Annotated in this window: 25 protein-coding genes; 15 read left to right on the top strand and 10 right to left on the bottom strand. The window is 70.9% G+C overall.

The annotated features are described in order from the left end of the window. Positions 1 to 161 precede the first annotated feature (161 nt). The 6 genes from BUR99_RS06805 to BUR99_RS06780 all read left to right on the top strand — a co-directional run bounded on the left by BUR99_RS06805 (position 162) and on the right by BUR99_RS06780 (position 6,851). The gene (locus tag BUR99_RS06805; RefSeq protein ID WP_074259647.1) at positions 162 to 1,373 is read left to right on the top strand and encodes a sensor histidine kinase; all 1,212 of its coding nucleotides are present in this window, start codon (positions 162 to 164) and stop codon (positions 1,371 to 1,373) included. After that, positions 1,370 to 2,122: a LytR/AlgR family response regulator transcription factor gene (locus BUR99_RS06800; RefSeq protein ID WP_074259646.1), complete on the top strand. Its 753-nt coding sequence runs from the start codon at positions 1,370 to 1,372 to the stop codon at positions 2,120 to 2,122. The genes BUR99_RS06805 and BUR99_RS06800 overlap by 4 nt, the downstream gene beginning before the upstream one ends. Beyond that, entirely contained in the window at positions 2,119 to 2,523 is a 405-nt protein-coding gene (locus BUR99_RS06795) for a DUF485 domain-containing protein (RefSeq protein ID WP_074259645.1), read from the top strand. The genes BUR99_RS06800 and BUR99_RS06795 overlap by 4 nt, the downstream gene beginning before the upstream one ends. Continuing rightward, positions 2,520 to 3,992, top strand: coding sequence for a sodium/solute symporter (locus BUR99_RS06790; RefSeq protein ID WP_074259644.1), 1,473 nt, complete (start codon positions 2,520 to 2,522; stop codon positions 3,990 to 3,992). Before BUR99_RS06795 ends, BUR99_RS06790 begins: the two co-directional genes overlap by 4 nt. 82 nt (positions 3,993 to 4,074) lie before the next feature. Then, the gene (locus BUR99_RS06785) at positions 4,075 to 6,027 is read left to right on the top strand and encodes an MSCRAMM family protein (protein WP_234980775.1); all 1,953 of its coding nucleotides are present in this window, start codon (positions 4,075 to 4,077) and stop codon (positions 6,025 to 6,027) included. Positions 6,028 to 6,110: 83 nt separating this feature from the next. Continuing rightward, a complete protein-coding gene (locus tag BUR99_RS06780; RefSeq protein ID WP_074259642.1) occupies positions 6,111 to 6,851 on the top strand; it encodes a sulfite exporter TauE/SafE family protein in 741 nt (246 codons plus the stop codon). Here the strand turns inward: BUR99_RS06780 and BUR99_RS06775 are convergent. After that, on the bottom strand, positions 6,848 to 7,492 hold the full coding sequence (locus BUR99_RS06775; protein WP_074259641.1) for a GNAT family N-acetyltransferase: 645 nt from the start codon (positions 7,490 to 7,492) through the stop codon (positions 6,848 to 6,850). The two genes, BUR99_RS06780 and BUR99_RS06775, sit on opposite strands and share 4 nt — an antisense overlap. 143 nt (positions 7,493 to 7,635) lie before the next feature. On the opposite strand from BUR99_RS06775, the gene BUR99_RS06770 reads away from it, so the two are divergent. Then, complete coding sequence (locus BUR99_RS06770; protein ID WP_074259640.1) at positions 7,636 to 7,857, top strand: Rv0909 family putative TA system antitoxin; 222 nt, start codon at positions 7,636 to 7,638, stop codon at positions 7,855 to 7,857. Between the two features lie 159 nt (positions 7,858 to 8,016). Further along, positions 8,017 to 9,885, top strand: coding sequence for an alkyl/aryl-sulfatase (locus BUR99_RS06765; RefSeq protein WP_074259639.1), 1,869 nt, complete (start codon positions 8,017 to 8,019; stop codon positions 9,883 to 9,885). 90 nt (positions 9,886 to 9,975) lie between these two features. Here BUR99_RS06765 and BUR99_RS06760 read toward each other — a convergent pair whose 3' ends face one another. From BUR99_RS06760 to BUR99_RS06750, 3 genes are all read right to left on the bottom strand, one after another. After that, entirely contained in the window at positions 9,976 to 11,262 is a 1,287-nt protein-coding gene (locus BUR99_RS06760) for an adenylosuccinate synthase (protein ID WP_074259638.1), read from the bottom strand. 1 nt (position 11,263) lies between these two features. Then, positions 11,264 to 11,824 carry a DUF3151 family protein gene (locus BUR99_RS19905; RefSeq protein ID WP_234980774.1) on the bottom strand — a complete coding sequence of 187 codons (561 nt, stop codon included), beginning with the start codon at positions 11,822 to 11,824 and terminating at the stop codon, positions 11,264 to 11,266. A 113-nt stretch (positions 11,825 to 11,937) separates the two neighbouring features. Then, entirely contained in the window at positions 11,938 to 13,398 is a 1,461-nt protein-coding gene (locus BUR99_RS06750; RefSeq protein WP_074259636.1) for a S8 family peptidase, read from the bottom strand. Positions 13,399 to 13,601: 203 nt separating this feature from the next. On the opposite strand from BUR99_RS06750, the gene argG reads away from it, so the two are divergent. Beyond that, on the top strand, positions 13,602 to 15,029 hold the full coding sequence (gene argG, locus BUR99_RS06745) for an argininosuccinate synthase (protein WP_074259635.1): 1,428 nt from the start codon (positions 13,602 to 13,604) through the stop codon (positions 15,027 to 15,029). A gap of 30 nt (positions 15,030 to 15,059) precedes the next feature. Here argG and BUR99_RS19900 read toward each other — a convergent pair whose 3' ends face one another. After that, positions 15,060 to 15,626, bottom strand: a complete 567-nt coding sequence (locus BUR99_RS19900) for a TetR/AcrR family transcriptional regulator (protein WP_074260250.1) — start codon at positions 15,624 to 15,626, stop codon at positions 15,060 to 15,062. 73 nt (positions 15,627 to 15,699) lie between these two features. Between BUR99_RS19900 and BUR99_RS06735 the strand changes: the two genes are divergently transcribed. After that, positions 15,700 to 16,602, top strand: coding sequence for an alpha/beta fold hydrolase (locus tag BUR99_RS06735; RefSeq protein WP_200802699.1), 903 nt, complete (start codon positions 15,700 to 15,702; stop codon positions 16,600 to 16,602). Between the two features lie 147 nt (positions 16,603 to 16,749). On the opposite strand, the gene BUR99_RS06730 is transcribed toward BUR99_RS06735, so the two are convergent. The 5 genes from BUR99_RS06730 to BUR99_RS06710 all read right to left on the bottom strand — a co-directional run bounded on the left by BUR99_RS06730 (position 16,750) and on the right by BUR99_RS06710 (position 19,832). Further along, positions 16,750 to 17,088 (bottom strand): hypothetical protein, encoded by a 339-nt coding sequence (locus tag BUR99_RS06730; protein ID WP_074259633.1) that lies wholly within the window; start codon positions 17,086 to 17,088, stop codon positions 16,750 to 16,752. Between the two features lie 178 nt (positions 17,089 to 17,266). Then, entirely contained in the window at positions 17,267 to 17,635 is a 369-nt protein-coding gene (locus BUR99_RS06725; RefSeq protein ID WP_074259632.1) for a nuclear transport factor 2 family protein, read from the bottom strand. Between the two features lie 69 nt (positions 17,636 to 17,704). Continuing rightward, positions 17,705 to 18,721, bottom strand: coding sequence for a magnesium and cobalt transport protein CorA (locus tag BUR99_RS06720; protein WP_074259631.1), 1,017 nt, complete (start codon positions 18,719 to 18,721; stop codon positions 17,705 to 17,707). A 91-nt stretch (positions 18,722 to 18,812) separates the two neighbouring features. Continuing rightward, positions 18,813 to 19,463: a TrmH family RNA methyltransferase gene (locus BUR99_RS06715; protein WP_074259630.1), complete on the bottom strand. Its 651-nt coding sequence runs from the start codon at positions 19,461 to 19,463 to the stop codon at positions 18,813 to 18,815. A gap of 60 nt (positions 19,464 to 19,523) precedes the next feature. Next, the gene (locus BUR99_RS06710; RefSeq protein WP_074259629.1) at positions 19,524 to 19,832 is read right to left on the bottom strand and encodes a hypothetical protein; all 309 of its coding nucleotides are present in this window, start codon (positions 19,830 to 19,832) and stop codon (positions 19,524 to 19,526) included. A 229-nt stretch (positions 19,833 to 20,061) separates the two neighbouring features. Here BUR99_RS06710 and BUR99_RS06705 point away from each other — a divergent pair, with 229 nt between their 5' ends. The 5 genes from BUR99_RS06705 (at position 20,062) to BUR99_RS06685 (ending at position 25,324) form a co-directional block, all read left to right on the top strand. Continuing rightward, positions 20,062 to 20,658 carry a hypothetical protein gene (locus BUR99_RS06705; RefSeq protein ID WP_074259628.1) on the top strand — a complete coding sequence of 199 codons (597 nt, stop codon included), beginning with the start codon at positions 20,062 to 20,064 and terminating at the stop codon, positions 20,656 to 20,658. Beyond that, positions 20,655 to 21,200, top strand: a complete 546-nt coding sequence (locus tag BUR99_RS06700) for an RNA polymerase sigma factor (protein ID WP_074259627.1) — start codon at positions 20,655 to 20,657, stop codon at positions 21,198 to 21,200. The genes BUR99_RS06705 and BUR99_RS06700 overlap by 4 nt, the downstream gene beginning before the upstream one ends. 61 nt (positions 21,201 to 21,261) lie before the next feature. Further along, positions 21,262 to 22,764, top strand: coding sequence for an Nramp family divalent metal transporter (locus tag BUR99_RS06695; RefSeq protein WP_084183749.1), 1,503 nt, complete (start codon positions 21,262 to 21,264; stop codon positions 22,762 to 22,764). A gap of 59 nt (positions 22,765 to 22,823) precedes the next feature. Continuing rightward, a complete protein-coding gene (locus tag BUR99_RS06690) occupies positions 22,824 to 23,477 on the top strand; it encodes a metal-dependent transcriptional regulator (RefSeq protein ID WP_074259626.1) in 654 nt (217 codons plus the stop codon). Next, entirely contained in the window at positions 23,474 to 25,324 is a 1,851-nt protein-coding gene (locus BUR99_RS06685) for an HSP90 family protein (protein ID WP_074259625.1), read from the top strand. The genes BUR99_RS06690 and BUR99_RS06685 overlap by 4 nt, the downstream gene beginning before the upstream one ends. Positions 25,325 to 25,344 lie beyond the last annotated feature (20 nt).

The raw sequence follows: 25,344 nt of genomic DNA, 5'->3' as shown, positions 1-25,344 counted from the left end.
GGCCAGGCTGCTGCCGGTTGCAGTGGGGCAACTCTCGCGCGCCCGCATGCCGGCGTGGGGCGGTCGCCGTTCGTCGTCGCCGAACGGCGCTCACGGTGCGACGAACGGCGGGTGCGCGACGACGAGCGAGCGGCGGGGCACGAGCGGTTACGCTGTCGTGCATGCCCGAGTCGATGCTGCTCGCCGCCGCCCTCGGCGTGGTCGGCGGAGCGCTCGCGGTCGGGCTCGTGGTGTTCCTCCGGCGCATCGTGCTGAGCTCGAAGGAGCTCGGCACCGACGCCGAGCAGGCGACCTACCAGACCCTGCACCTCGCCTCGCAGGCGGCGAAGCATCTGCGCGGCGGCATCGACGAACTCGACGCGGCGCGCGCCGGCAAGCACCTCAGGGCGCTGCTCGGCTGCGACAGCCTCGCGATCGTCGACCGCTCGGGCACCATCGCGATCGACGGCGACGAGGCCGTGCGCCCGGTCGCCGAACGACTCGCCGCGGCGGCGATCGCGAGCGGCCGCCAGCAGGTGCAGCGCCGCATCCCGATCGGCGCCTGGGAGACGGATGCGGTCGTGGCCCCGATCCTCGGCAGCACCGGCCCGCTCGGCGCGATCGTCGCCTTCGCCTCCCCCGTGCGTGCCGGCCTCGTGCGCGCGACCGGCGAGGTCGCCGACTGGGTGGCCGCTCAGGTCGAGCTCGGCGAGCTCGACGCCTCGCGCGCGGCACTCGCTGAAGCCGAGGTGCGGGCGCTCCGTGCGCAGATCAGCCCGCACTTCATCTACAACTCGCTGAACGCGATCGCCTCGTTCATCAACACCGACCCCGCGCAGGCCCGCGAACTCGTGCTCGAGTTCGCCGACTTCACCCGCTACTCCTTCCGCCGCCACGGCGACTTCACGACCGTCGCCGAGGAGCTGCGCTCGATCGACAGCTACCTGCGGCTCGAGCGCGCGCGCTTCGGCGAGCGCCTGAAGGTCACCCTGCAGATCGCGCCCGAGGTGCTCTCGACCGTCGTGCCGTTCCTCTCGATCCAGCCGCTCGTCGAGAACGCAGTGCGGCACGGCCTCGAGTCGAAGGAGGGCGGCGGGCGCATCACGATCACGGCCGCCGACTCCGGCGCGTTCGCCGAGATCAGCGTGGAGGACGACGGCGTCGGCATCGATCCCGAGGTGCTCGCCGCGGTGCTCGCTGGCGGCCCGGCCGACGCCGAGCACGTGGGGCTCCGCAACGTCGACGCGCGCCTCCGCCAGGTCTACGGCGACGAACTCGGCCTCGTGGTCGAGACGAACGTCGGCGCCGGCACGCTCGTGCGCATGCGCGTGCCGAAGTCGGGGCCCAGGCGCCCCTCGTCGACCGGAACCCCCGATGGGAGACTTGAACCATGATCTCCGTGCTCATCGCCGATGACGAGCAGCCCGCGATCGACGAGCTCGCGTTCCTCCTCGGGCAGGACCCGCGCATCGGCGTGATCCACCAGGCCTCATCGGGGTCGGAGGCGATCCGCCTGCTCACGAGGGAGCCGGTCGACGCGGCGTTCCTCGACATCCACATGCCCGGCCTCACGGGCTTCGACCTCGCCCGGGCGCTCGCCCGCTTCGAGCACCGCCCGGTGCTCGTCTTCGTCACCGCCGACGAGGAGGGCGCGCTCGAGGCATTCGACCTCGCCGCGGTCGACTACCTGCTGAAGCCCGTGCGCACGGAGCGGCTGCACCGCTCGGTCGGCCGCATCGTCGAGGCGCTGAAGGCCGCGTCCGCGAGCCATGCGACGCACGGGGCATCCGCCGAACCCGAGATGATCGCCGTCACCCTCGGCGGCACGACCCGCATGATCCGGCGCGACGACGTGCGCTACGTGCAGGCGCAGGGCGACTACGCGCGGCTCCACACCGAGGAAGCGAGCTATCTCGTGCGGGTGCCGCTGAGCGACCTCGAGCGGCAGTGGGCCGACGCCGGCTTCGTGCGGGTGCACCGCTCGTACCTCGTGTCGCTCGCGCACCTCAGCCGCATCCGGCTGGGCTCCGACCACCCGAGCGTCACCGTCGGCCAGGCCGAGCTGCCCGTGAGCCGGCGGCTGCTGCCGGCGCTCCGCGAGCGCCTCGAGCAGACGAGCATCCGCCCGAGAACGTCGCCGTGACCGAGTCGTCGAGCGGGCGAGCGGATGCCGCGGGGCCGCCGCCCCGGGTTCGCGTCACCGCTCCGCGACCGGGCGGGGGCGGGGCATCCGCTCGCCCGCTGCCGCAGCACGGCGGCGCGCCGACGAGCGACATCGCCGGCGTCTACGCGCGCTCGCTCATCCGCTCGCAGCTGCGGCTCGCGATCGTCTTCGCCATCGGCTTCGCGGTGGCCACCGCGCTCTTCGTGCTCGCCATCGCGCTCGTGCCCGCGCTCGACTCGAGCTTCGTGTTCGGCGTGCCCGCCTCGTGGCTGCTGCTCGGCGTCGGGGTCTACCCGCTCGCGTTGACCGTCGCCGGCCTCTACGTTCGCGCCGCCTCGCGCAACGAGGCGCGCTACCGCTCGCTCACGGAGGCGGAGTGAACCCCGTCATCGGCTACGCCGCGATCGCCGCCGTCGCGCTCGCCTCGGCGCTCATCGGCTTCTACGGGCTGCGGGTCTCGCGCACGACGAGCGACTTCTACGTCGCCTCGCGCACCGTGCGGCCGTGGTGGAACGCCTCGGCGATCGGCGGCGAGTACCTCTCGGCGGCGTCGTTCCTCGGCATCGCAGGGCTCATCCTGCTGCAGGGTTCGGGCGGGCTGTGGTTCCCGATCGGGTACACGGCCGGATACCTCATGCTCCTGCTCTTCGTCGCGGCCCCGCTGCGCCGCTCGGGCGCGTACACGATCCCCGACTTCACCGAGGCGCGGCTCGAATCGACCTGGGCGCGGCGCGTGACGTCCACGCTCGTCATCGTCGTCGGCTGGTTCTACATCGTGCCGCAACTGCAGGGCGCGGCCCTCACGGTGCGCATCACGACGGGGCTGCCCTCGTGGGTGGGTTCGGTCGCGGTCGCGGTGCTCGTCGCGGTCATCGTCGCCGCGGGCGGCATGCGCTCGATCACCTTCGTGCAGGCCTTCCAGTTCTGGCTGAAGCTCACCGCGCTCGCGGTGCCGGTCGTGGCGCTGCTGCTCATCGTCGGCGGCGGCGAGCCGCCCGCGCAGCTCACGCCCGCCGAGGCGTTCCCTCCGGCAGCGGGCCCCGCCGACCTCGACGTCTACCGCACGGTCTCGCTCATGGTGGCGCTGCTCCTCGGCACGCTCGGGCTGCCGCACGTGCTCGTGCGCTTCTACACGAACCCCGACGGCGTGGCCGCGCGCCGCACGACCGTCATCGTGCTCGCCCTGCTCTCGGTGTTCTACCTCTTCCCGACCGCGTTCGGTCTGCTCGGGCGGGCCTTCGCACCCGACCTCGCGGCATCGGGAGAGGCCGACGCGCTCATCCTGCTGCTGCCCGGGCGGCTCGTGCCGGGCATCTGGGGCGAACTGCTGACCGCCCTCGTCATCGCAGGTGCGTTCGGCGCGTTCCTCTCGACGTCGTCGGGGCTCGTCGTCTCGCTCGCCGGCGTCATCAGCCAGGACCTGCTCGGCGGCAGCGTGCGGGGGTTCCGTATCGCGGCCGTGGTCTCGTCGCTCATCCCGCTCGTCGTGGCGCTCTCGACGGAGTCGACCGGTCTCGCCGGCAGCGTCGGGCTCGTCTTCGCGTTCACGGCGTCGACCCTGTGCCCGATGCTGATCCTCGGCATCTGGTGGCGCGGGCTCACCGCGCGCGGTGCGATCGCGGGCATGCTCACGGGGGCGTTGCTCTCGGGCGGGGCCATCCTCGGCGGCCCGCTGCTCGCCGCGGCGGTACCCGTGCTCCGCCCGTTCCTCGAGCAGCCGGCCGCCTGGACCGTGCCCCTCGCCGTGCTCGTGACGGTGCTCGTGTCGCGGGCCGACCACCGCGGCATCCCCCGCGGCGCCGACGCGTTCCTCACCCGGTTGCACGTTCCGGAACGGCGCGTGCACTGACCGGTTCGCGAGAGGCGGGCCAGTCCCCCTGTCTCTGTCCGAAGGGGTGCGCTGGTCGAACCGGGCGAATATGCTGGTCGCCATGCCTCGGGGGAATCGCATGTTCTTGGCCGGTCTGACCGGTCTCATCACCGCCGCCGTCCTGACGACGGTCGCGATCACACCGGCCTCGGCCGCGACGACCGCGAGCTGGGCGGCCTGGGCGCCGCTCACCGGAGCCGGCGGCGCGTTCCAGACCACGATGACCCTGGCCGGGCAGCCGGCGCTCGCCGCTTCGGTCACGAGCGACTCCCGTGCCGGTCAGGTCGGCGTCATCTCCGGGGCATCCGCTTGGCTCGCACAGGGCACTCCGGTCGGCGCGAAATACGGCTCGAGCCAGAACCAGCCGTACCTGAACCTCCGGCCGAAGGCCGACACGGCAGCGGGCGCCTCGACGACGACCTACTCGTTCCCGACGCCGACCCCGTCGTCGAACTGGACCTTCGTGCTCGGCGACATCGACGCCGACCAGGTGCGCATCGCCGCGGTGGGCGCCGACGGTGCGCCGCTCACGGCCGACGAGCTCGGGTTCCAGGGCGGCTTCAACTACTGCGCGCCGGGCGTCGCCGGCAAGCCCTCGTGCACGGGCGACGCGGCCGACGTACCGAGCTGGGACCCCGCGACGCTCACCCTCACGGGCAACGTCGCGGCCATGGACACGAACGGCGCGGCCGCATGGTTCGAGCCCTCGGTGCCGATCTCCTCGCTCACGTTCGTGTTCGCCCGGCGCTCGGGGCTGCCGGTCTACCAGACCTGGTTCGCCTCCCTTGCCCGTGACGTCACCGGCACCGTCACCGACTCGGGCACCGGCCCCGTCGACGGTGTCACCCTCAACCTCATCGACGGCAACGGCGCCGTCGTCGGCACGACGACCACCGCCGGCGGCGGCCTCTACGGCTTCCCGGGCTTCTTCGCCACCGACGGGTACACCGTCGAGGCCGTGCTGCCCGCGGGCAAGATCGCCGTCGACGCCTCCCGCAAGCCGGCCGACCTGTCGACCGCCGACGCCGTGGTCGACTTCACGATCCGCGACATCGTGCCGGTCGCGGTCTCGGGCAACGTCTCGGACTCCGAGGGCAACCCGATGGGCGGCGTCTCCGTGACCATCGGCGACGTCACGACGACGACCGACAGCGCCGGCAACTACCTCTTCGACACCGTGCCGGTGGGCGACTACACCGCGACGATCACGACGCCCGACGGCTACACCGTGACCACGAGCCCGCCGCCGTTCACCGTTCCCGACGGCGTGGAGACGCCGATCACGGGCGTCGACTTCGTCGTCACCGCGAACCCGTCGCTCTCGGGCACCGTGACCGCCGCGGGCGCCGGTGTTCCGGGCGTCACGGTCACCCTCACCGGCCCCGGCGACCCCGTCTCGACCGTCACGGGCGCCGATGGCACCTACCGCTTCCCGCTCCTGCCGGCCGGCGACTACACGGTCACGATGACCACGCCGGACGGCACCATCGCCGTCGGGCCCTCGACGCGTTCCGAATCCGTCGCGGAGACCGAGGTGACGGGCGTCGACTTCGCGCTCGCGAAGACCGGCAGCATCGAGGGCGCCGTCACCACCGACGACGGCACGCCCTTCCCCGGCGCGACCATCACGATCACCGGCCCCGACGGGCCGACGCCGATCTCGAGCGGCTCCGACGGGGCCTACGCGCTGGCTGCGCTGCCGCCCGGCGAGTACACCATGACCATGACCGTACCCCCCGGGTACACCGCGGTCGGACCCTCGACGCTCACGGTCACCATCACCGATGCCGGCGAGGCGTTCAGCGACCAGGACTTCGTGCTGCTCGCGGATGCGCCGACCCCGACCACTCCGCCGACCACTCCGCCGACGGGCGGCACCGCGCCCGCGGGCACCCTGCCGGCCACCGGCGTGGATCCCGCCGTCGGCACCGCCGCGTGGATCGCGCTCGGTGCCCTGATCACCGGAGCCTCGGCGATCGCGACGGCCCGCCTGCGCCGCCGTTCGATGCGCTGAGCCGAGCCCGAGCGCTCCCCCGAGCGCCGCGCAGCGCTGCCCGTGGGGCGCTCCTCCGAGAGCACCCCGGGTAGACTCGCCCGGTGCTCCTGCCCGTCGCCGTCTCCGTGCTCGTCGGCGCACTGGCGCAGCGCATCACGGGCATGGGCTTCGCGCTCATCGCCGCCCCCGCGCTCGTGATCCTGCTCGGCCCGTTCGACGGTGTCGTGCTCGTGAACCTCTGCGCCGTGCTCTCCTCCCTGCTCATCCTGCCGAGGGTGTGGAAGCTCGTCGACTGGCAGCGATTCGGATGGCTCGTGGTGCCGGCGCTCGTCGGCACCGTCGTCGGTGCGCTCGTCGCGGCACGCCTGCCCGGGCCGGTGCTCCAGCTCGGGGTCGGCGTGCTCGTCGTCGTGGCACTCACCGTGTCGCTGCTCGTGACCCGCACCGACCACGTCGCGACGGGTCGCACTCCGGCGATCGTCGCCGGTGCGGCATCCGGATTCATGAACGCGTCGGCCGGTGTCGGCGGCCCGGCGCTCAGCGTCTATGCGGTCGCGACGCGCTGGCCGCAGGCCGGCTTCGCCGCCACCGCCCAGCCCTACTTCGTCGTGATCGGCGTCGCCTCGCTCGTCGGCAAGCTCGGTGCGACCGGATGGGCGCTGCCCGAGCTCGAACCGGGCGCGTGGCCGCTCGTGATCGGGGCACTGCTCGTCGGCCTCGGCCTCGGCGAGCTCCTGCACCGCCGCGTCCCCCATCACGCGGCGCGCATCGCCGTGATCGTCATCGCGTACGCCGGCGGCGTGGCCGCGATGGTCGACGGCGCGATGGAGCTCTGGGGCTAGCTGCGCTCGCGCACCTCGACCGGACGGTCTGCGTGCTCGGCGAGTCGCGCCTCGAGGCCGGCCCGCACCTCTGGCCACTCGTCGATGATCACCGAGTACACCGCGCTGTCGCGCCAGCTGCCGTCGGCGCGGCGCTTGTGCCGCCGCAGCACCCCGTCGAGACTCGCTCCGAGCCTCTCGATCGCGGCGCGCGACCGGGTGTTGATCGCGTCGGCCTGGATCTTCACCCGACCGAACCCGCTGCGGAACGCGAGGTCGAGCAGCAGCAGCTTCACCTCGGGGTTCACCGCCGTGCCCCAGACACCGGGGTCGTACGCCGTCCAGCCGATGTGCGCCGACTCGTTCTCCAGGTCGAAGTCGGCGAGCTTCGTGGCACCGACCACGCGACCGTCGTCCGGGCCGCCGCGCAGGCGCACGGTCCACGGCATCGCCGACTCACCGGCCGAGTAGTACGAGCGCGCGAACGCGTCGTATGCGTCGGCGTCGGCGGGCAGCCCGTCGGGACCACCGCCGTAGCCGCCCGCGTAGACCTCGGGCCGGCAGAGCGCTCGGTGCAGTTCGGGGATGTCGGCGACATCGAACGGGCTGAGGCGGATGAATCGTCCGACGAGGTCGCTGTCGGCGGGGCGCGTTGCGGTCACCGTGACAGTTTCGCACCCGACGGTGACGAGAACATGACGCGCGGGCGACACATTCGTCACCCCGTGCCGCCGCCCTTCCCATCCGCCCGAGCCGCCCCTACGATGACGGGAGCAAGACCACGACGAACGAAAGGTGGGGGGCCATGGGTTCTCTGGACGACATCACGAAGAAGGCGCAAGACTTCATCGAGGAGAACAAGGACAAGATCGCCGAGGCGCTGGACAGCGAGCAGGCGGAAGACATCAGCGACAAGCTGCTCGACGGCGTCACCGAGGCCGCCAAGAAGGTTCTGCCCGAAGAGCACCACGACAAGGTCGATGGCGTTCGCGAGAACATCGACGGGGCCGTCGGCACCGAGAAGTAGTCGTCACGCGACGAAGGGGGCGGATGTCACGGACATCCGCCCCCTTCGTCGTCTCCGGAATCGGGACCTGCTCGCCATAGCCCGTTCCCTTGCGGTCGGTGGGGGTGATCGCCACGATGGCAGAGGGCGATCTACGCCCGTGAAGGGGGAACTTCATCAATGGATCACAAGCCGGCTACGGACACCATCCGGGCACAGCAGGCGGCGGCGCTCGCACAGCTGCCGTTCGACGACACGCGTGACTTCGAGAACGCGGATCGAGGATTCATCGCCGCACTCGAACCCGGCGTGGTGCGGGGCGACGCCGGCGAGGTCGTGTGGGACAACGACAGCTACGCCTTCCTCGCGGGAGAGGCGCCCGACACAGTGCATCCGAGCCTCTGGCGCCAATCGCAGCTCGTCGCGCGGCAGGGCCTCTACGAGGTCGTCGAGGGCGTCTACCAGCTTCGGGGCCTCGACCTCTCGAACATGACGATCGTCGAGGGCGACACGGGCATCATCGTGATCGACCCGCTGATCTCGACCGAGACCGCCGCCGCCGCCATCGCGCTGTACCGCGCGAACCGCGGCGACCGCAAGGTCGTCGCCGTCATCCACACCCACTCGCACGTCGACCACTTCGGCGGCATCTTCGGGGTGACGTCGCAGGCCGAGGTCGACGCCGGAACGGTGCAGATCATCGCCCCCGAGGGCTTCGTCGAGCACGCCGTCGCCGAGAACGTCTACGCCGGAACGGCGATGGCGAGGCGCGCCGGTTACATGTACGGCGCCGCGCTCGAGCGCGGGCCGCAGGGTGCAGTGGGCGCCGGCCTCGGCCAGACCACGTCGACCGGTGTCATCGGCATGATCGTGCCGACGCTCGAGATCACGACGACCGGCGAGACGCACACCGTCGACGGCGTCGAGATCGAGTTCCAGATGGCGCCGGGAACCGAAGCGCCGTCGGAGATGCACTTCTACTTCCCTCGCTACCGCGCACTCTGCATGGCCGAGAACGCGACGCACAACTTGCACAACCTGCTGACGCTCCGCGGTGCCGTCGTGCGCGACCCGCACGTGTGGTCGCAGTACGTCACCGAGGCGATCACGCGGTACGCCGACCGCACCGACGCCGTCTTCGCCTCGCACCACTGGCCGACCTGGGGCCGCGACGACATCGTCGAGTTCCTGTCGACGCAGCGAGACCTCTACGCGTACCTGCACGACCAGACCCTGCGCCTCGTGAACCGCGGCTACACGGCCGCGGAGGCGGCCGAGGACTTCGAACTGCCACCGGCCCTCGACCAGGCGTGGCACACGCGCGGCTACTACGGCTCGGTGAGCCACAACGTCAAGGCGATCGTGCAGCGTTACCTCGGCTGGTTCGACGGCAACCCGGCCCGGCTCTGGCCGCACCCCCCGGGCGCGATCGCCGCGCGCTACGTCGACGCGATCGGCGGCATCGACCGCGTGGTCGAGCTCGCGCAGGCCGCGTTCGACGCCGGCGACTTCCGGTGGGCGGCGACGCTGCTCGACCACGCCGTGTTCGTCGACGAGCACCACGAGACCGCTCGGGCGCTCTACGCCGACACGCTCGAGCAGCTGGCCTACGGCGCCGAGAACGGCACCTGGCGCAACTTCTTCCTCTCGGGAGCGACCGAGCTGCGCGTCGGCAACTTCGGCACGCCGACGAAGACCAGTGCCCCGTCGATGGTGGCTCAGCTCAGCCCCGAGCAGCTGCTCGATTCCATCGCGATCAAGGTCGACGGCCCCAAGGCCTGGGACCTCGACCTCGCGTTCGCGATCGTGCTGACCGACCTCGACCGCCGCTTCCGGGTCACGCTCCGCAACGGCGTGCTGATCTACCTCGAGAACGGCGCGGGCGACGTCGAACTGACCCTCAGCCTCACGAAGGGCCGCCTCCTGGCGCTCCTCGGCGGCGACTCCACCTCGGCGGGCGTCTCGACCGAGGGCGACGCCTCGGTGCTCGAGCGGCTGCTCGGGGTCATCGACCCGGGCGACGACGCGTTCGACATCGTCACGCCGTAGACACGCCAGACAGAGGGAAAGGGGCGGATGTCACGGACATCCGCCCCCTTCGTCGTCGGTGCCGAGCGAGCCCGCGCAGGCCGGCGGCACTCAGCCGAGCAGGTCGTGCAGCGTGACGATCTCGTCGCGGCCGGGGCCGACGCCGATGGCCGAGATGCGGGACCCGCTCATCGCCTCGAGCTCGCGCACGTAGGACTGCGCGTTCGCAGGCAGGTCGGAGAACTCACGAGCACCCGAGATGTCCTCGGTCCAGCCGGGGAACTCCTCGTAGATCGGCTTCGCGTGGTGGAAGTCGGACTGCGAGACCGGCACCTCGTCGAAGCGCTGACCGTCGACGTCGTACGCGACGGCGACGGGGATGCGCTCGATGCCGGTGAGCACGTCGAGCTTGGTGAGCACGAAGTCGGTGACGCCGTTGATGCGCGCCGAGTACCGGGCGATCGGCGCGTCGTACCAGCCGGTGCGGCGCTTGCGACCCGTCGTGGTGCCGAACTCATGACCCTGCTCGGTGAGGAAGTCGCCCCACTCGTCGAAGAGCTCGGTCGGGAACGGGCCGGCGCCGACGCGGGTCGTGTAGGCCTTGATCACGGCGATGACGCGGTCGATCTTGTTCGGCGCGATGCCCGAACCGGTGATCGCCCCGCCGCTCGTCGCATTCGACGAGGTCACGAAGGGGTAGGTGCCGTGGTCGACGTCGAGCATCGTCGCCTGGCCGCCCTCGAAGAGCACCGTCTCGTTGCGCTCGAGCGCCTGGTGCAGGAGCAGTGCGGTGTCGGTGACCATCGGGCGCAGGCGGTCGACGTAGGCCAGCATCTCGTCGACGATCTCGTCGACGGAGATCGCCCGACGGTTGTAGATCTTCACGAGCAGGTGGTTCTTCTGGTCGAGCGCGCCCTCGACCTTCTGCCGCAGGATGTTCTCGTCGAAGAGGTCCTGCATGCGGATGCCGACACGGTTGATCTTGTCGGCGTAGGCAGGGCCGATGCCCCGGCCGGTGGTGCCGATCTGGCGCTTGCCGAGGAAGCGCTCCGTCACCTTGTCGAGGGTGCGGTGATACTGCGTGATGAGGTGGGCGTTGGCCGAGATGCGCAGCTTCGAGACGTCGACGCCGCGCGCCTCGAGGCCCTCGAGCTCTTCGAAGAGCACCTCGACGTCGACTACGACGCCGTTGCCGATGACCGGCGTGACGCCGGGCGTCAGGATGCCCGACGGCAGCAGGTGCAGCGCGTACTTCTCGTCACCGATGACGACGGTGTGGCCGGCGTTGTTGCCGCCGTTGAACTTGACGACGTAGTCGAGGCGCGAGCCGAGCAGGTCGGTCGCCTTGCCCTTGCCCTCGTCGCCCCACTGTGCACCGATGAGTACGGCCGCGGGCATGTCAGTCCTCTCCTGCCGCGTCGGGCGCGGCGGGTTCGGCGACGGAGTCGCCGGCTTGCGTGGCGACGGATGTCGCGTGGTCGGTGGCCGCATCGACGGCGAGGTCGTGCGCGCTGACGATCGTGATCAGCTGGGTCGGAGTGAACTCCGACGCGATGCGGGCGGGAGCCTCGGGATCTGCCGCCGCGAGCTCGTCGGCCAGGCGGCCGGCACGCTCGGCGAGGCCGAGGCCCTCAGCGGCACGGCGCTGGGTGTCGAGGGCGCGCAGGTAGGCGCGGTTGGGTTCGTCGGACCACGAGACGGGGTCGCCCGACTGCCAGCCGCCGGCGGTGAGCTGCTCGCGGGCGAGGTCGGCGGCGACGGAGGCGAAGGCGAAGGACTCGATCGTCCGTCCCTCGGAATCGGCGAGGTCGGCGAGTTCGGTCCACGCGAGCGGCGACGACGGATGTCCCGTGACGACCGCCGCGACCGACGCCCGATCGCCGTCGGCGATCGCCTGGCGCACCTCTGGTTCATCGGCGAGCGAGGCCTCGGGCTCCGGTGCTGATTGGTCTGGAGTCACACTCCACCTTATCGCGGGGTCTCTCGCGGGCTGAGGAGGAGCGAAGCGGCAATCGAAACCCACGAGGGGCCGGACCATCCGGCCCGGCCCCTCGCGCGAATCCGCTCGGACTGCTACTGCACGACGTTGAGTGCGTTGATGTTGCCGGCTCCGTAGAAGCCGTTGCGCTCACCACCGGTGCAGACGGCCGGCCATCCCGGGCGCGGCTCGAAGACGCCATCCGGGCACGGCAGCGACTCGGAGGTGCGCTCGAGCAGCGACGCGAGTGCGCCCGGCTTCATGCCGGGGTGCGCCGACACCGCGAGCGCCGCGACGCCGGCCACGTGCGGGCCCGCCATCGAGGTGCCCTGCTTGTAGCCCCAGCCGCCACCCGGATAGACGGTCGAGAGCACGCCGTCGGAGGGGGTCGACGAGACGCCGCCGGTGCGGAAGCGGGTGTCTCCGCCGGGAGCCGTCACGTCGACGACGCCCAGGCCGTACGACGAGTAGTAGCTCTTCTGCTCGTTCGGGCCGACGGCCGAGACCGTCACGACACCCGGCGCCTCAGCAGGCAGGTCGCGGCACGCGCCCGTGATGGTGCGATCCTCGACCGGGTAGCTGCCGTCGTTCGGGCTCGAGGAGTCGATGAACTTGTGCTGCAGGTCGACGTTGCTGTTGCCCGCCGAGGCCACCGTGAGGGTGCCCTGCGCCGTGGAGTACGCGAGCGCACGCTGCACGGCCTGCCAGACCGGTCGCTGACGCGGGTCGTTCACGCAGTTGAACTCCCACGGGTCGATGAAGTAGCTGTTGTTGGTGACGGGCATGTCGTGGTCCGCCGCCCAGAGGTAGCCGCAGATCGCGGCCTCGGGGTAGATGAATCCCGCATCGTCGACGACCTTGACCGAGGCGACCTTCACGCCGGGCGCGACGCCCGCGATGCCGACGCCGTTGATCGCGGCCGCGATCGTGCCCGCGACATGCGTGCCGTGGTCGGAGGTGGTGGGGCTCCATGCCGCTTCACTCGTGTCGGCCACGCCGCCGATGCACGAGGCGCTCTGGTCCTTCGCGACCTGCGTCGCGAGGTCGGGGTGGGTCGCGTCGATGCCCGAGTCGAGCACGCCGACGACCACCGACGGGTCACCCGTCGTGATCTCGTGCGCCTTGTCGACGTCGATCTGGGTCATGTCCCACTGCAGGCCCCAGTACTGCTCGCCGGTCGGGTCGCCGGCGGCTTCGACCGCGGATGCGTCGAGGGCGACGGACTCCTCGTCGTCGACGAGCGTGGTGCCGAGCCCTTCGGTCGAGGCGACGGACTGGACGCCCGCTCCTGCGACGGCGGTGGTGAACGCCGTGTTCGTGGAACGCACCACGAGCACGCCGATCTGGTCGTAGGAGGCCACGACCGTGCCGCCGGCAGCGGCGACGCGCGCCGCCGCCTTCGCGACGCTCTTGCCCTGCGGCGCGAGCACGAGATAGCCGGCTTCGGGCCCTGTGGCCGCGGCAGGCGCCGCCACAGCAGGCGCCGCGGCGGCTCCGATGAGGCCGATCGCCAGGGCGGCGGCTGAGGCCACCCCGATCAGTCTGGATTTGTTCATCCCTGTCTCCGTTCGACACGAGTGGAGTCCGAGGGCCGGTTCGGCCCACGGCCCGGCCCGTCCAGAGGATGCGACGAGCGGCGGCAACGGTGATGCCGCACGGCCGGGTGGCGCGAGTCTATTGGCGAAGGAGCGGCAAGGCCAGACCCTCGCGGACGACAGACCGAAGCCGGAGGGCGCGACCGGCAAGTAGGCTGGTGGGCATGTCGAAAGTCCTCTCCAGCCTGCCCGTCGGCGAACGCGTCGGCATCGCCTTCTCCGGCGGCCTCGACACCTCGGTCGCGGTCGCATGGATGCGCGAGAAGGGCGCAGTTCCCTGCACCTACACGGCCGACCTCGGCCAGCCCGACGAGCCCGACGTCGAGGCCGTTCCCGGCCGCGCCATCGAGTACGGCGCCGAGATCTCGCGCCTCGTCGACTGCCGGGCCGCGCTCGTCGAAGAGGGCCTCGTGGCTCTGCAGTGCGGCGCGTTCCACATCCGCTCCGGCGGCAAGGCCTACTTCAACACGACCCCCCTCGGCCGCGCGGTCACGGGCACGCTGCTCGTTCGCGCGATGCTCGACGACGGCGTCGACATCTGGGGCGACGGGTCGACCTACAAGGGCAACGACATCGAGCGGTTCTACCGCTACGGCCTCATGGCCAACCCGCGCCTGCGCATCTACAAGCCGTGGCTCGACGCCGACTTCGTCACCGAGCTCGGCGGCCGCGCCGAGATGAGCGAGTGGCTGCAGCAGCGCGATCTGCCGTACCGCGCCTCCGCCGAGAAGGCGTATTCGACCGACGCGAACATCTGGGGCGCGACGCACGAGGCGAAGGTGCTCGAAGAGCTCTCCGAGGGCATCACCACGGTCGAGCCGATCATGGGCGTGAAGTTCTGGGACGAGTCGGTCGAGATCGCCACCGAAGACGTCACCGTCACGTTCGAGCAGGGCCGCCCGGTCGCCCTCAACGGTGTGCGGTTCGACGACGCGGTCGCGCTCGTGCTCGAGGCGAACGCCATCGGCGGCCGTCACGGGCTCGGCATGAGCGACCAGATCGAGAACCGCATCATCGAGGCGAAGTCGCGGGGCATCTACGAGGCGCCGGGCATGGCCCTGCTGCACATCGCCTACGAGCGCCTCCTGAACGCGATCCACAACGAAGACACCATCGCGAACTACCACAACGAAGGCCGCCGTCTCGGGCGCCTCATGTACGAGGGCCGCTGGCTCGACCCGCAGTCGCTCATGCTCCGAGAGTCGATCGTGCGCTGGGTCGCCTCGGCCGTCACCGGCGAGGTGACGCTCCGCCTCCGCCGCGGCGACGACTACACGATCATGAACACGACGGGGCCGTCGCTCAGCTACCAGCCCGAGAAGCTCTCGATGGAGCGCGTCGGCGACCAGGCGTTCGGCCCCGAAGACCGCATCGGCCAGCTCACGATGCGCAACCTCGACATCGCCGACTCGCGAGCCCGCCTCGAGCAGTACGCACGCCTCAACCTGGTGGGCGGCGCGACGGCGGCCCTCGTCGGCGACCTCACGGTCGGCGACGCGGCGCAGATCCTCGCGGGTCCGGCCGAGTCCGACCTCGAAGCCGCGACGGATGCCGCGAACGAGGCCTCGGCGTTCGACCTCGGCACCGACTGATCGCCCAGCGCGACGACGAAGCGGCCGCCCTCACATCGAGGGTGGCCGCTTCATCGTCATGCCGATGAACTCGTCGATCGCAGCCTCGGCCGTGTCGACGGCATCCGTTCCACCCAGCTCACCGGTGATGACACGGGCCGAGAGCCCGTCCGCCAATGCGATGAGGCTGCGTGCGACGAAGTCGAGCCTGGTCGATGGCACGACGACCGAGAGGTGCCGCGCCAACTCGCGCTCCTGCCCCGCCTTGGCCTCTCGCAGCAGCGCGGCGAGTTCGTCGTCGCCGACGGATGCCGCGAGGTACCCGTGCCAGATGACCACGCCGTCACGGGCCGGCGCCGACGTCGGGATGGCGTGGGCGACGAGATGGCGGATCGCCTCCAGCGGTGACCGGTCGGCGGCACGATACGCGGTGGAGGAGCCTTCGATCATCGCCGCCGCGCTTGCGCGGACGAGGTCGCCCTTGGAGGGGTGGTAGTGCTGCACGAGGCCGACCGAGACTCCGGCAGCCTCTGCGACGGCGCGGAACGAGACACCGGCGATGCCCCGCTGCAGGATGGTGTGCCAGACGCCATGGATGATGTCGATGCGTCGGTCCATCCGGGGCTTCTTCCGTCTCGTTGCGCGTCTTGCTACTCTGGACAATACGATCGTATTGCAGATTGGAGGCGCCGTGCGACTCGGAACGTTCCGAACCGAACAGGGCAGGGCGCGGTTCATCGCCGCCTACGAAGCCGCGATGGCCGAACTCGAGATGCCCGACCGTGTCACCGACGTGTCGACCTCGTTCGGGTGCGTCCGCTCGTACACCTGGCACGGCGACGAGCCCACCGCGCCGCCGCTCGTGCTCCTGCCGGGCAAGACCGCCGGCGCGCCGATGTGGGCCGAGAACCTTCCCGGCTTCCGCAAGACCGGACGGACGATCATCGCGTTCGACGCGCTCGGCGACGCCGGCCTCTCGGTGCAACGCGTCCCGCTCCGCACCCCGGCGGACCAGGCGCTCTGGCTCGACGAGGCGATCACCGCACTCGGCCACGACCTGGTGCACACGGTCGGGCACTCGTTCGGCGGCGCGACCGCGGCGACCCACGCGGTGCGGCATCCTCAGCGGCTCGTGTCCCTCACACTGCTCGAACCGGTCTTCACGTTCGGGTGGCCGCCGCTGTCGCTGTTCGGCTGGGCGGCGCTGACAACCCTGCCGGTGCCGCAGCTTTGGCGCGAGCATGCACTGGCTTCGATCGGCGGAGTGTCGCCTGAAGAGGTCGATACAGCCGGGCCGACGGGCACGCTCATCTCCGTCGCATCCGAGACCTTCGTCAGCAGGCTCCCCACTCCGCGGCCCCTCACCACCGCCCAGATGGAGATTCTGCGCATGCCGGTGTATGTCGCGATCGCCGAGAGCCGCTCACTCGCCGGCGGCGCACCGGCGGCAACCCGCGCCGAAAGGCGACTGCCGAATGCCACCGTCGAGATCTGGCCCGACACGACGCATTCGCTGCCGATGCAGGCACGAGAACCGCTCTCCGTGCGCCTGCGCTCGTTCTGGAGCATGGCGGATGCCACAGCGCCCGTGTGAGGCGACGCGCAGAACCTCGAGGTCATCGCGTGCGTCGCGGAGTCGTGCACGTTCGCGAGATCACTCGGGCGAGCCGTCCCCCCGGGCGGCCCACCCGAGCTGTCGATCGCTTCCCCCTGCTGATCGACCGCCGAGCCGGGCAGGTGCTCAGCTCGGAGGACGTTCTCCGGTGCAGCCGTTCTCGGCGAAGTCGGGGTCGCCGCGACCCTCGAACCACGTCGGAGTGCCGTGGTCGTCGTACCAGAAGCCGGGATAGACGTCTTCCTCGTCCTGGTGCTTCGCATGCGCCTTGACGACGGCGATCTTGTCGGTCTCGATGTAGACGAACGGGTTCTTGGCGCTGTGCGTGGCGTGGCAGTACGGCACCCTGTGGTCGCCGTCGACCGGTGACGTCGCGTTGGCGGCGACGCCGGCCCCGAGCACGCTGAGCGCGATGAACGGCACTGCGGCCAGTCCCGCGGTCAGACGGCGTGAGATGGTGGACATCGGTGAGTCTCCCCTCGGTTCGGGTCGGTTGTCGCTGCCATGGGGAGCGACACACCCGGTGCTGATGCCGGAGCACCCGGCAGCGCGCACACCTGAAGGGTAGGCCGATGCTGCGCGGCGAGCGTACCCCAAACCGGGGGACACACCCCGCGGCCGGCCGGCCGGCCGAGACGTCCGGTCAGGCCGCCGTCTGCTGGTGCGCCGCCACCCGCCAGGAGCCGCCCTCGATGAGGTACGTCGTCGACATGCGGAGGTTCACGGTGTCGTCGCCCCGACGCGCGACCGCCCGGTAGACGAGGATGCCGGCACGATCGCCGAGCCGGATCACCGCCGGCTCGTGCAGGTGGTACTCGTCCCACGGCGGCGCGCTCCGCATCGCCGTGAGGATCTCATCACGCCCGAATGCAGCGCCGTCGACGATCATCAAGGCGTCGCGGGTCATCGCACGTTGGTAGTGCTCACCGCCCCGGCCCTCGACGATCGCCCGCCATCCGGCGTGCTCTTCATGCATGAGTCGAGCGGGCAGATCATCGGTGATCTCGGTCATGCCCCAACGTTAACGCCGAACGGATGCCGCGGGAAGAGGCCGGGCGAACGGGTCGAGAGAAGGGGTCGGTCAGAGCCAGCCCTTGCGCTTGAAGAGCCCGTACAGCACGCCCGCGAAGGCGAGCATGAGCGCGACCGCGAACGGGTATCCCCATGGTTTGTCGAGCTCGGGCATATGGGTGAAGTTCATGCCGTAGATGCCGGCCACGAGCGTCGGCGCGAAGATGATCGCCGCCCAGCTCGAGACCTTCTTGGCCTGCTCGCTCTGGGCGACCGCCGCCTCGGAGAGCACCTTCGTCTCCTCGTTCTGCCGCTGCGCCACGAGCGTCGAGTGCACCTGCAGGGCGTTCTGCAGCAGCTGGCGGAACGTGTCGCCGCGCTCGACGATGCGGATGACGTGGTCCTTCACGTCGCGCAGGTAGCGCTGCAGCTCGAGATCGATGGCGTACTTCTCGAAGCCCCGCTCGAGGGCGTCGAACATGCCGACGAGCGGCCGGGTGGCCCGCTGGAACTCCATGACCTCGCTCGCCAGGTCGTAGATGCGCCGGGTGACGACCGGGTCGCCCGAGAAGAGCTGCTCCTCGATCTCGTCGATGTCGTTCTCGAGACCCGAGTCGACCGGCGCGTACTCGTCGACGACCTCGTCGAGCACGGCGTAGAGCACGGCCTCGGGGCCCTTCGCGAGCAGCTCCGGGGAGGACTCGAGCCGATGGCGCACCCGCGCGAGGTTCGGCGACTCGGCATGGCGGATGGTGATCGCGAAGTCGGGGCCGATGAACACGTGCAGCTCACCGAACTCCACCTGCTCGACCTCGTCGAGGTAGCGGGCGGGGCGCAGCACCACGAAGAGGGTGTCGCCGTAGCGCTCGAGCTTGGCCCGCTGGTGGCCCTTCCGGGTGTCTTCGACGGCGAGCTCGTGCAGGCCGAACTCCGCGGCGAGCGCGTCGAGCTCGGCATCGGTGGGGCGGTAGAGCCCGATCCATGCGAAGCCGCCGTGCTCGGCGCGCAGCTCGAACGTCTCGTCGAGGGTCGCCGGAGTCGCGACGCGCGTGCCGTCGCGGTAGATCGCGTTGTCGATGACCGTCATCGGGGCCAGTCTGGCAGGCATCTGCTGGTTGAGCGCGCCGAAACCCGGTCGTGGGCGGGCTCCGGCCCGACGGGCTCAGGTTTCGGCAGGCTCAACCCGCAGCGGGCGGCACTGCGTGCGTGAGCACCCACGAGTGCATGGCGATCGCCGCCGCGGCGCTCGCGTTGAGCGAGCGGGTCGAGCCGTACTGCGTGATCTCGACGATCGCGTCGGCGGCTGCGGTCGCTTCGGGCGAGAGCCCCGGACCCTCCTGTCCGAACAGCAGCACGCAGCGCTCGGGCCATGCGAAGGCCTCGATCGGCACGGCACCCTCGACGTTGTCGACGGCGATCACGGGCACGGATGCCTCGTGCGCCCACTCGGCGAAGGCCGCGACATCCGGGTGGTAGACGACGTGCTGGTAGCGGTCGGTGACCATGGCGCCCCGCTTGTTCCAGCGGCGGCGGCCGATGATGTGCACGGTGTCGGCCGCGAACGCGTTCGCGCTCCGCACGATCGAACCGATGTTCATGTCGTGCTGCCAGTTCTCGATGGCCACGTGGAACCGGTGCCGGTGCTCGTCGAGATCGGCGACGATCGCGTCCATGCGCCAGTACCGGTACCGGTCGATCACATTGCGCGTGTCGCCGTGCTCGAGCAGCTCGGCGTCGAAGTGCGGGTCGTCGGGCCATTCGGCCTCACCGCCCGGCCACGGGCCGACGCCGTGGGTCAGGGCGGGTTCTGGCGTCGATTCGGCTTCCACCCTGCAAGGGTACGGCCCGGTGCGTGCGCACCGGGCCGCGTCATGCGGTGAGCAGCGGGTCTACTCCTCGAACGAGACGTTGCCGCGGCAGGCGTCGCCCGGGCTCGGGAAGTTCGCCTTGTCTCCGGCTCGCACGTACATGCCGTAGCTCTGCACGTGTCCGCCCGTGTAGTGGTCGTCGTCGAATCCCGGAGGATTCCCCTCGACCGTGTCGGGCAGGTCCCGTCCGGAGAACGCGCACGCCGACGAGGCGTGCGATGCTCCCTGTGCGTCACCGCCGTGGCCGTTGGTCTCACCGGCGTACGCGGTGCCCGCGCCGCCCAGAACGAGTCCCACCGCGACGATGCATCCGATTGTCACGCGCTTCATAGCACTCCACCTCCATTGGTGATTGCCTGATTCATCGGCGCATCCGCGGCTCGGGCGCGGCGCCGATGTCGCGACGCTACTCCTCCGGCGACGTCGCCGTCAGACCCTCGTCCGCGGGGTGCTCGCCAGATGCCTACATCATCCGATCCCCGCCGATCGAGGACATTCCCCTCCCCAGCGGACATGTACGGGGTAGAGGCCAGGATGGGCGTGAGGACGGTTCGAACTGATGGATGATCGATTGCTCGATGAACAGCTCGGCGCGAGCCGGCCGGTCGCTGCCGAGCGGACCCCCGTGGTCGTCGGGGCCATGGGCGCGATGAGCGCAGAGGCCCGCGCCTCACGAAAGCACCGGCGGCGCTGGTTCGGCACGGTCGGCGTGGTGGGCGTGCTCATGCTCGCGGGCGCGGGAACGAGCGCGGCGATGGCGTTGCCGGCGGTCAGGCAGTTCCTCGGCTGGGAAGTGGATCGCACCATCACGTACACGAGCGAGGTCGGCGGCGAGTGCACGGTGCTGCTCGGGCTGGACTACCACCAGTGGCGCAACGGCCTCATCAAGACGGAAGACGAGATGTACGCCGCGGCGATGGGCGCCGCCGACAGCCTCGACCTCTCACAGGCGGGGATCGACGAGATCGTCGGCGATGCACGCGCGGAGCTCGAGGTGGATGATCCGTTCTCGTTCCTCGTGCTCTCACCGGTCGACTTCGAGACGTATGCCGTCGAAGCGGCACTCCGCCGTGCCCTCGACGATGCTTTTGCGGCGGCGGGTATCGTGCAGGTCGAGATGCAGCTCAGGTCGACCTGCGAGCGCGGCGACGCATGAGTCGACGGCAAGGCCACGACGATGCGCTCGAGCGGATCATCGCGCAGAATCTCTCCGACCTGCTCGTCTTCGCCGAGCGTCGCGTGCCGCACCGCCCCGACGCGGCAGACGCGCTCGGCGACGCGCTCGAGATCGTCTGGCGGCGGAGCGCACGCGTGCCGTCCGATCCGACCGCAGCACGGATGTACCTCTTCGTCGTGCTCCGCAACGTGATCGCGAACGCGACGCGCTCGCGCCGACGGCGATCTGCGGCGCTCGAACGGCTCCGAACCGAGCTTTCCGTGCAGCGAACACCGGATCCCGATGTCCGCCTCGATGTCGCGGCGGCGATCGCCCGGCTCCCTCCCCCGCAGGCGGAGCTCGTTCGCCTGATCCACTGGGATGGGTTCAGCATCGCCGAGGCCGCGACGATGCTGAGCATCAACGCGTCAACGGCCAGGGGCAAGTACGCGAGAGCCCGCGAGACCCTGAAACAGGCGCTCGCGACCCCCGAACAGCAGCCACGGGCACCGCAGCAGATCAACACGGGACGGATGGCCTGACGGACGACTCACGACCATTCCGGGACTTTTCGGTACACCGAAATCTTGCTATGTTTTCGGTATGCCGAAAACGCTCGACGACGAGACGACCGCGAACGACCCCGTCCCCGAGCGCGACCCCGCCGGGCAACGCGGGCGCGCGGCATCCGTGCCCCGCGTGGCCTGGCTGATCGGCCCGGCCCTCGTCGCGGGCGTCGCCTACCTCGACCCCGGCAACGTCGCGAGCAACATGACCGCGGGGGCGCAGTACGGCTACCTGCTCGTATGGGTCGTCGTGCTCGGCAACGTCATGGCGTGGCTCATCCAGTACCTCTCGGCGAAGCTCGGCATCGTCACCGGCCGGAGCCTGCCCGAGGTGCTGGGCGGCACCATCCGCAACCGCTGGGGCCGTCGCGCCTACTGGCTGCAGGCAGAGCTCGTCGCGATGGCGACCGACCTCGCCGAGGTCATCGGCGGCGCCGTCGCGCTCAATCTGCTCTTCGGCGTGCCGCTCGTGTGGGGCGGGCTCATCACCGGCGCCGTCTCGATCGGGCTGCTCGTGCTGCAGTCGCGGCGCGGGCCGCGCACCTTCGAGTTCGTGATCATGGGGCTGCTCATCATCATCGCGATCGGCTTCACCGTCGGCGTGTTCGTGGCGCCGCCCGACCCGGCCGGGCTCCTCGGCGGACTCGTGCCGCGCTTCGCCGACGCGAACTCGGTGCTGCTCGCCGCGTCCATCCTCGGCGCCACGATCATGCCGCACGCGATCTACGCGCACTCCGCCCTCAGCCGCGACCGCTTCGTCACGCGCCGCGCCGCGCAGCTCACCACCTCGCCCGGCGGGGTCTCGACAGGCTCGACCAGCACAGGGGGCTCGACCAGCACAGGGTCGACCAGCACAGGCTCGACCAGCGCAGGGGGCTCGACCAGCACAGGGTCGACCAGCACAGGCAAGACGAGCTGGCACGGCTTCGGCATCAGCCGCCGTTCCGAGGCGCCCGAACTGCTGCCCGGCACGGCGACCGACGTGCCGACGGGACTGCTGCTGCGCGCCACCCGCTGGGACGTCTCGATCGCGATGGCGATCGCCGGCACGGTGAACCTGTGCATCCTGCTGCTCGCGGCCGTCAACCTCGCGGGCGTCGAGGGCACCGACAGTCTCGAGGGCGCCTACGCGGCACTCGGCGTCGCACTCGGCCCGGTCATCGCGACCCTCTTCGCCGTCGGCCTGCTCGCCTCCGGTCTCGCCTCGACCTCGGTCGGCGCATACGCCGGCGCAGAGATCATGCACGGGCTGCTGCACATCAGGGTGCCGCTGATCTTCCGGCGACTCGTGACCCTGATCCCGGCGCTCACGATCCTCTGGCTCGGGTTCGACCCGACCATCTCCCTCGTGCTCAGCCAGGTGGTGCTCTCGTTCGGCATCCCCTTCGCCCTCATCCCGCTCGTGGCACTCACCGCGAAGGCCGGCGTGCTCGGGCGGTGGAGGAACCACTGGGCGACGACGGCCGCGGGCATCGCGGCGTCCGTCTTCCTGATCACCCTCAACGGCGTGCTGCTCTGGCTGGTGTTCACCGGGGCCTGACCCCCGGGAGGCGATGAGCAGCCCGGGCAACGGGTGGGGCTCCCGATAGTCTGGGGCCGATGCCCAGCAGCAAGAATCCCGCGATCGAGGACTACCTGAAGACGGTGTACTCGCACACCGAATGGCAGCCCGACCCCATCACGCCGTCGGTGCTCGCCGGCAAGCTCGGCGTGGCCCCCTCGTCGGTCACCGAGATGGTGAAGAAGATGGCGGCGCAAGGGCTCGTCTCGCACGTGCCCTACGGCGCGGTGCGGCTGACCGAGACCGGCACGGTGCAGGCGCTCGCCGTCGTGCGCCGCCACCGTCTCATCGAGACGTGGCTCGTGCAGGAGATGGGCTACGGCTGGGACGAGGTGCACGACGAGGCCGAGATCCTCGAGCACGCCATCTCCGATCGCCTGCTCGAGGCGATCGACGCACGACTCGGGCGGCCGCTGCGCGATCCGCACGGCGACCCCATCCCCACCGCCGACGGCTCGATCGCCGCCGAGCCGTTCGTGCGCGCCGACGAGGCCGCCGCCGGGCATCGCGGACGCGTGATCCGCATCAGCGATCGCGACCCCGGCCTGCTTCGCGACCTCGAGACCGCGGGCGTGCACCCCGGGGTGGAGCTCGAGATCGAGGCCCACGACGACAAGGCACGCGTGCGCATCTCCGGCGAGAGCCACGAGCTGCCGAACGGCGCGGCCAGCGCGATCTGGCTGACCGCGTGACCGGCGAGCAGACGCCCGCAGCGCGTCCGTTCCTGGTCGACCTGCGCGGCGTGGTCGACCTCCTGAGCCGGCACATCTACTCGGGCCCGCACGTCTTCCTCCGCGAGCTGATCCAGAACGGGCGCGACGCCATCACGGCTCGCGCAGAGCACGAGGGCCGCCGGGATGCCTCGTGGGGCGTGCGCATCCACCCGCCGACGGCCGACGAGCCGACGCTCCGCTTCGAGGACGACGGCGTCGGCCTCACCGCCGACGAGGTCGGCGAACTGCTCGCCACCGTCGGCCGCAGCTCGAAGCGCGACCTGTTCGACCTGCCCCGCGCCGGATTCCTCGGACAGTTCGGCATCGGCCTGCTCAGCTGCTTCATGATCGCCGACCGCATCGTCGTGCGCTCCCGCTCGGCACGCGGCGGCGACCCCGTCGAGTGGGTCGGCAGCACCGACGGCACCTTCACGGTGCGGGTGCTCGAGGGCGCCGAGGCATCCGGAATCGCCGTCGGCACCACCGTCTCGCTCGTGCCGCGCGCCGACGAGGCGGAGCTCTGCTCGCCGACGAGTCTGCGCGAGCTCGCACGCCGGTATGCCGAGTACCTGCCGATCCCGATCCTCATCGGCACGGGCGACGGGAGCTTCGACGGCATCGGCCGACCGGCGGTGTTCGCCCTCACGGGCGAGGCGCGCGCCGAGGCTCGCGATCGCATCGCCGAGCTCGGGCGCGAGGTCGTGGGCGGGGCGCCGTTCGAGGTCATCGAGGTGCACTCCACCGCCACCGACACGCACGGCACGGCCTACGTGCTGCCGTTTCCGCCGACGCCCGGTGCCCGACAGGCGAACCGGGTCTATCTCGGCGGCATGCTCGTCGACCCGCGCGCCGACGAGCTGCTGCCCGACTGGGCCTTCTTCGCGCGAGCGGTCGTGGACTCGAACGGGCTGCGGCCGACCGCATCGCGCGAGCACCTCATCGAGGACGAATCGCTCGAGGCGACCCGGGCCGAGCTCGGTGCCGCGATCCGCGCCTGGGTGATGCGGCTCGCCGTCGAGCGCCCCGCGCGCCTCGCCGAGTTCGTCGGCATCCACCACTTGGGGCTGAAGTCCCTCTTGCTGCACGACGACGAGCTCGCGGGCTTCATCACGCGCTGGCTGACGGTGGAGACCTCGGTCGGGGTGATGACCATCGACGAGCTCGTGCGGAGCCATCCGCATGTGCGGTTCACCGAGACCGTCGACGAGTTCCGCCAGATCGCGGGCATCGTGCCGGTGTCGCGCGCCGTGGTCAACGGCGGCTACGTGCACGAGGCCGACATCCTGCGCCGCCTGCCGCTGCTCTTCGACGGCGTGACCGTCGAACGGGTGACGGTCTCGGGCGAGCTCGACTCCCTCGACCCGCCGCCGCTGGCCGATCGTGCGGCGGCGCTCGCGCTCGAGACCCGTGCCGGCGCGGTGCTCGCCGAGGTCGGCTGCGAGCCGAGCGTGCGCCGCTTCGCGCCGGATGACCTCGCGAGCCTCTACCTCGCCGACGCCGAGGTGCTGCGATCGATCACCCGAGGCGCCGCACGCGACCTGACCGGCCCGCTCTGGAGCGGCGTGCTCGGCAGGATCGACGACGGCCCATCGCGCCTCGCGAGCGGCGGCAGCGGCGAAGCCGCCCGCGCGAAGCTCTGCCTCAACTGGGACAACGCCCTCGTGCGCACGCTCGCCGGCGAGGTCGACGACGCCGTGTTCGACCGCACCATCCGGCTGCTGTACGTGCAGGCGCTGCTCGCCGGCCACCGACCACTCCGTGCGAGCGAACGGGCCATGCTGACCGGCGCGCTCACCGACCTCGTCGCGCTGAGCCTCGCCCGCTGACCCCGGCCCGCCCTGCCTTC

This window comes from Agromyces cerinus subsp. cerinus, assembly GCF_900142065.1.
Classification (GTDB): Bacteria; Actinomycetota; Actinomycetes; order Actinomycetales; family Microbacteriaceae; genus Agromyces; species Agromyces cerinus.
The sequence above is the reverse complement of the archived record's forward strand: the minus strand, read 5'-3'. Positions and strand labels throughout refer to the sequence as shown.

Excerpts from the sequence above, each read along its gene's own strand:
- BUR99_RS06770 (WP_074259640.1), top strand. The coding sequence starts at position 7,636 with ATGGGTTCTCTGGACGACATCACGAAGAAGGCGCAAGACTTCATCGAG.
- BUR99_RS06750 (WP_074259636.1), bottom strand. The coding sequence starts at position 13,398 with ATGAACAAATCCAGACTGATCGGGGTGGCCTCAGCCGCCGCCCTGGCG.
- BUR99_RS06690 (WP_074259626.1), top strand. The coding sequence starts at position 22,824 with ATGCCCAGCAGCAAGAATCCCGCGATCGAGGACTACCTGAAGACGGTG.
- BUR99_RS06765 (WP_074259639.1), top strand. The coding sequence starts at position 8,017 with ATGGATCACAAGCCGGCTACGGACACCATCCGGGCACAGCAGGCGGCG.
- BUR99_RS06785 (WP_234980775.1), top strand. The coding sequence starts at position 4,075 with ATGCCTCGGGGGAATCGCATGTTCTTGGCCGGTCTGACCGGTCTCATC.
- BUR99_RS06760 (WP_074259638.1), bottom strand. The coding sequence starts at position 11,262 with ATGCCCGCGGCCGTACTCATCGGTGCACAGTGGGGCGACGAGGGCAAG.
- BUR99_RS06805 (WP_074259647.1), top strand. The coding sequence starts at position 162 with ATGCCCGAGTCGATGCTGCTCGCCGCCGCCCTCGGCGTGGTCGGCGGA.
- BUR99_RS06710 (WP_074259629.1), bottom strand. The coding sequence starts at position 19,832 with ATGAAGCGCGTGACAATCGGATGCATCGTCGCGGTGGGACTCGTTCTG.
- argG (WP_074259635.1), top strand. The coding sequence starts at position 13,602 with ATGTCGAAAGTCCTCTCCAGCCTGCCCGTCGGCGAACGCGTCGGCATC.
- BUR99_RS06725 (WP_074259632.1), bottom strand. The coding sequence starts at position 17,635 with ATGACCGAGATCACCGATGATCTGCCCGCTCGACTCATGCATGAAGAG.
- BUR99_RS06730 (WP_074259633.1), bottom strand. The coding sequence starts at position 17,088 with ATGTCCACCATCTCACGCCGTCTGACCGCGGGACTGGCCGCAGTGCCG.
- BUR99_RS06800 (WP_074259646.1), top strand. The coding sequence starts at position 1,370 with ATGATCTCCGTGCTCATCGCCGATGACGAGCAGCCCGCGATCGACGAG.
- BUR99_RS19900 (WP_074260250.1), bottom strand. The coding sequence starts at position 15,626 with ATGGACCGACGCATCGACATCATCCATGGCGTCTGGCACACCATCCTG.
- BUR99_RS06700 (WP_074259627.1), top strand. The coding sequence starts at position 20,655 with ATGAGTCGACGGCAAGGCCACGACGATGCGCTCGAGCGGATCATCGCG.
- BUR99_RS06720 (WP_074259631.1), bottom strand. The coding sequence starts at position 18,721 with ATGACGGTCATCGACAACGCGATCTACCGCGACGGCACGCGCGTCGCG.
- BUR99_RS06705 (WP_074259628.1), top strand. The coding sequence starts at position 20,062 with ATGGATGATCGATTGCTCGATGAACAGCTCGGCGCGAGCCGGCCGGTC.
- BUR99_RS06695 (WP_084183749.1), top strand. The coding sequence starts at position 21,262 with ATGCCGAAAACGCTCGACGACGAGACGACCGCGAACGACCCCGTCCCC.